Annotated in this window: 4 protein-coding genes and 2 pseudogenes; 3 read left to right on the top strand and 3 right to left on the bottom strand. The window is 62.0% G+C overall.

Annotated elements, in window-relative coordinates:
* Window positions 1-175: 175 nt before the first annotated feature.
* Window positions 176-1,429, bottom strand: a complete 1,254-nt coding sequence (locus tag JQ632_RS38855; RefSeq protein ID WP_212408000.1) for an FAD-dependent monooxygenase — start codon at window positions 1,427-1,429, stop codon at window positions 176-178.
* Window positions 1,430-1,722: 293 nt separating this feature from the next.
* Window positions 1,723-2,181, bottom strand: coding sequence for a DoxX family protein (locus JQ632_RS38850; RefSeq protein ID WP_212407999.1), 459 nt, complete (start codon window positions 2,179-2,181; stop codon window positions 1,723-1,725).
* A gap of 402 nt (window positions 2,182-2,583) precedes the next feature.
* Between JQ632_RS38850 and JQ632_RS38845 the strand changes: the two genes are divergently transcribed.
* Window positions 2,584-3,501, top strand: a complete 918-nt coding sequence (locus JQ632_RS38845; protein WP_312015712.1) for a 3'-5' exonuclease — start codon at window positions 2,584-2,586, stop codon at window positions 3,499-3,501.
* A gap of 334 nt (window positions 3,502-3,835) precedes the next feature.
* Here JQ632_RS38845 and JQ632_RS40195 read toward each other — a convergent pair whose 3' ends face one another.
* Window positions 3,836-3,970: a hypothetical protein gene (locus tag JQ632_RS40195; RefSeq protein WP_283817798.1), complete on the bottom strand. Its 135-nt coding sequence runs from the start codon at window positions 3,968-3,970 to the stop codon at window positions 3,836-3,838.
* Between the two features lie 86 nt (window positions 3,971-4,056).
* Here JQ632_RS40195 and JQ632_RS39950 point away from each other — a divergent pair.
* A pseudogene (locus JQ632_RS39950) lies at window positions 4,057-4,368 on the top strand (DUF2924 domain-containing protein); the annotation flags it as partial.
* Window positions 4,369-4,398: 30 nt separating this feature from the next.
* Window positions 4,399-4,935, top strand: a pseudogene (locus JQ632_RS39945) (integrase core domain-containing protein); the annotation flags it as partial.
* Window positions 4,936-4,953 lie beyond the last annotated feature (18 nt).

Below are 4,953 nucleotides of genomic sequence, written 5' to 3'. Positions count from 1 at the left end.
GCCCATGCCGGGCAGGCGGCCGAGAGATCGCGAGCCCAAATTTTCAGATCTCTGCCCCGGCTGAGAGCGTCGATCCTACCGACTTCTGCAACAAAATCGGCCACAAGCAGCCGTGAGCATCCGCCACAAAAATGAGGGTCTGGCGAGGGATCGTCGGGCTCGCCTCCGGCAGCGCTTAGACACTGCCCGGGATGTTGCCATCGACGGCAAGTCGCGACAGCTCGTCGGCATTGGCGGCGTAGGCGCTCACTGCGGCGGCGGCGCGACGGTCGAGCTCCTCGCGATCAAGTCGGGCGCGCCCGCCAGGGCGCATGCCGATCGAAGCGCCGAGGTCGCGTCCGCGTCCGACGATCCAGTCACCGAACCGCTGCCGCTCGCTGCCGTAGCGGGCCAGCGCCGCGTCTAGGTCGCCCCCGTGTCCGACGATGGCCGTGGCCAGGCAGGTCGCATCGAGCGCCGCCTTGGTGACACCGGCACCGACGTGCGGGCGCGCAACGAAGGCGGCATCGCCCAAGAGCGCCACCCGGCCGAACACCAGGCGCGGAGAGGCCAGATCGTAGATGGCCTGGAAGAACGGTTGGTCGCCACGGGTGACGACGACGGCCATGGGCGAGGCCAACTCGGCTCGGGCCGATCGGCGAAAGTCGGCGACGACCTCGGGCCGGATCAGGGGCGGCGGGATCGAGGTGCCGTGGCATTTTCCACTAGTGTCGGTGCACAGCTCCGCCAGCTGGGCCTCGTCGGCGGACCGGTACCAGGCACAATTGTAGTCGCGGTGGCCGACGCGCAAGTCGCCATCGCGCGCCGGCACAGCATAGCATAGTGCTAGCGAGCCTTCCGGCACGCAGAACAGAAAGTCCCTCTCCAGGATGTCGCGGGCGGCGCGCACCGCCTTGCTTTCTCGCATGAGGGCGCGCCAGGCGACGTAGCCGGCGTAGGCCGGTTGCAGCTCGGGCAGCAGGCGCGCGCGCACTGCGGAGCGCAAACCGTCCGCGGCGATCAGGAGGTCTCCGCGCGCCTGGCTGCCATCGGCGAAGCGGGCCGTTGCGCTGCCCGCTTCGGAGCGCACGTCGATGCACTCCATACCGCGGTGATATCTGGGCCCGCGCAGATTATCGCGCAGCGTCCGATAAACGGGTGCCCAAGCGCTCATCTTACGTTGAAGGTGCACCTCGTGGATCAGCCGATCGGAGTTATCCCAGCAGACGTACGTGCGGGTCGCCACGCTAAGGGTGTCGTCGAAGGCAAGCCAAAGCAGGCGCATGACCTCGTGTAGTGCCGGGTGTGTGCCTATGCCGGCGCCGCGACTGGCGAGGTCCTCGCCAGCGCGCTCGAAGACATCGACTTCCCAGCCGATCCGGCCGAGCATATGCGCGGCGAACAACCCGCCGACAGAGCCCCCGATGATCAATGCCCTGCGCGTGGCCATCTCTGCGTCCGGCCTAGCTAGCGGTTCGAAATGCGCCAGAAACTCACACACTTTTGCTCGAAACGCAAAGCCTCACCGGCCGCTCAGGGCTTTTGGCCGCTTTGGGTCAATGGTGTCGGTTCGGTCGGAGCAACGTGGCGTCCGGTTTGCCCCTCACGGCCGACATCTAGGCGTGGACCGGAATTTGTCGCGAAGGGCCGCTCGCGGACTGACGTCTACCGCTCGTTCGACTTGCTCATCCGAAACAGGACAAGCTAAATTCGTCCGTCATCGCCTCGGCCGAGGACGAGCAGCTATGATCGCGCCAGCGCGCAATCCAGCGAGTAGCGGCCGCCTCCAGTCACGAAGATCGCCAGCGCGCCCCCGATGATGGAAATGTTCTTCAAGAAATTGGTGTACTGTGCGATCTGTTGGGCGCCAGCCGGATATTCCCAGTACCTGTGCGCGATCGCCGTCGCGACGACGACGAACACGATGGTCAGTATTGCGCAATAGCGTGTGCCTAGGCCCAGGATCAAACCCGCTGAAAGCAGGATCTCGAAAAAGAGAGCCGCGGACGTGAACAGGAGAGGCGCCGGGACTTTCAGAGACGTGAAGTAGCCTAATGAGCCGGCGAAATTGATGGCACTTCCATACGCTACTCCCACGAAAACCCATGCGAGCAGGACGCGTGCGAGCAAGATCAGAACGTCGGCGCTGTTCGTTGCGAAGCCGTCGGCCGTTGACAGCAGCGGATGAGAACTGCATTTCATCACGACTCCCCCCTGGGCATGGTCGGGTGCGTGCGGACACCCGTTATGCATTGTACTTAGAGCTACCACGGTCGGCTTTGCTTTTGAAGCCAATCCAGTCTGACCGCGCCCCCGGGCTCCTGGATCCCGAGCACCCAGCGACTGGCGTCCTTCGCGGTGCGTCAATGTCCGCTGGGGGTCAAGGACGGACCCCGAGCGATGGTGCGGACAGGTCTGCTTGCGTCAGACAACCGGACGTCATTCGGATATGAGACGTTATGGAAGAACTCGGCCAACGGCCGACGTAGCGACCGGTTACGGGCACGGGCGGCGAAACCCAGGTGAACGATCCGTCGCTCTCTGGTATGCCTTGGACCATGGGGGCGCGCAATTGCGGTATTGAAATCTCGAGGTTGCGCCTTCTTGCAACTGACGGATGAAATCATGCAGTCGGAAAACGTTGATCTGGCAAAAATGGCCGAGATGCTCGCTCGGTCTCCCGATTACCGCGTTCTTCGCAAGCTTCTCCCGCGGGAAGAATTCGCCGCCTGCAACGGTCAGATCACCAGGACAGGCATCCTCATCGACGTCGAGACGACCGGCCTGAACACTGCACAGGACGAAGTCATTGAACTTGCCATGGTCAAGTTCACCTATTTGCCGGACGACAGAATAGCGGCCGTAACCGACGTCTTTTCTTCCTTCAACGAACCCTCGATTCCGATCCCGGAGCAGATCACCGAACTCACCGGCATCACTGACGAAATGGTGTCCGGGCATCGCATCGATCCGGATGCGGTTGCGTCGTTCGTCTCGGATGCAGTGCTGATCGTTGCCCACAACGCAAACTTCGATCGGAAGTTCGCAGAGCGCTACTGGCGGGCTTTCGAACGAAAGCCTTGGGCATGCTCAGCGACGGAAGTCGAGTGGCGTAAACATGGCTTCGATGGCTCTCGTCTCGGATATCTCTTGGCCGGCGTGGGTCTGTTCCACCAGGCGCATCGCGCTATCGACGATTGCAGGGCATTGATCGAGATCCTCGCGTCTGACATCCCAAAGCTGAACCGTTCCGCCTTCGCGATCCTGCTCGAACGGGCTCGCCGCAAGACAGTCCGGATCTGGGCGGAGCACTCGCCATTTGAATTGAAGGACACGTTGAAGAAGCGAGGCTATCGCTGGAGCGACGGCTCCGATGGACGGCCGCGATCCTGGTACGTCGACGTGGACGAAGCTAGCCAGGCTGCAGAGGTCGAGTTTCTTCAGACTGCCATCTATCTTAAAGACGTTGAGCCTCGCATGCAGATCATGACCGCGATGAACCGCTTCTCCAGCAGATTGTGAGCACTACGGTAGCTGTTATTTTCCCAGTCAGGCTGGACCGACATGCCACCACCTAATTCGACAGTTACGAAGGCCAAACGCACGAAGTCAGCTCACAGGAAATAAATAGCGAGAATTAGCCACCGGTCGGTGGCGAGTCGTCAAGTTATCTGGTGATAAATGCCGTATCCATTCGGCGTAGGCCGCAGGATCACCGCTTCAGCAGTCCAGGGTTTCTCTGTCCGATTCAGCGCAATTTGACTGAACACCGCAACCTTGCTCGCTAGGTTATCCATTTCGCGGTTGCTCTGCTCTACGTTTGACGCCCTTCGAGTGCTGCCCATGTTCAATGGGGCTAGCACCCCGCTTCTGACAGATGCAGCTTCGCGCCATGGTCGAGTCTGGTCACGAATTTCGAGAGGAAGCCGCCGAAGTGGCCACCATTCTGGCCGCCGGCCTCCAGCGTCTCCTTGCGCGAAAGTCCAGTCAAATATCTGCGTCAAATGAGGAAAATCCGCTCGACTGTGAACGGGTCTTCGAGGGTCATGTCCGGGAAAACCGCAAGGAATTGGCCCTGTGAAAAGCAACATCCTCTCGCAGTTGGCTGCCCTGAAAGGCGCCCCCGCCCACATCCTGAAGGCCCGCTGGCGGGAGCTTTTTGACACCGACCCACCGGCCTACAACCGCCGTTTCCTGGAAAGCCGGTTGGCTTACCGGATCCAGGAATTGGCGTATGGCGGATTGAGCCGCCAGACCACCGAGCGGCTGAAGGCTATGGCCAAGCAATACGCCGACCAGAAGCAAGCCGATCGCAAAGCACGACCGTTTCTGCGCCCCGTCGCGGGAACCAAGTTGATCCGGGAATGGGAGGGCGTCGAGCACTGCGTCACCGTACGGCTCGAGGACTTCGAATATTTGGGCCGCCGCTTCCGTATCCTGACCGTGGTCGACGATTGCACCCGCGAGTGTCTGGCGCTGGTGGCCGATACCTCGCTCTCGGGCACCCGGGTGGCGCGGGAACTGGACCGGCTGATGACCGAGCGCGGCAGACCCAAGATGGTGGTCAGTGACAACGGCACCGAACTCACCAGCAACGCTATCCTGACGTGGGCCGATCAGAGCCGCGTCGCATGGCACTACATCGCGCCGGGCAAGCCCACGCAGAATGCCTTCATCGAGAGCTTCAACGGCCGGCTCCGGGACGAACTCTTGAACGAGACGCTGTTCACCTCGCTGGCCCAGGCCCGCGTCGCGCTCGGATGCTGGCGGGCCGATTACAACGATGCACGACCACACTCGAGGCTCGGATGGAAGACGCCGTCCGAGTTCGCCATCACCTGCAACCCGCGCCGGGACCTGACGCTGCGCTATGCCGAGGGCTCCGCGCCAGCTCCCGTCGCTACCACCGCCCAACCGGGCAAATCCAACAGCCGGAGCGAACTCAGGATTGGATAAAACTTGGGGGCAAGGTCA

The organism is Bradyrhizobium liaoningense (assembly GCF_018130955.1).
Classification (GTDB): Bacteria; Pseudomonadota; Alphaproteobacteria; order Rhizobiales; family Xanthobacteraceae; genus Bradyrhizobium; species Bradyrhizobium liaoningense_C.
Note: the sequence above shows the minus strand (reverse complement) of the source record. Positions and strands in the feature narration are given on the sequence as shown.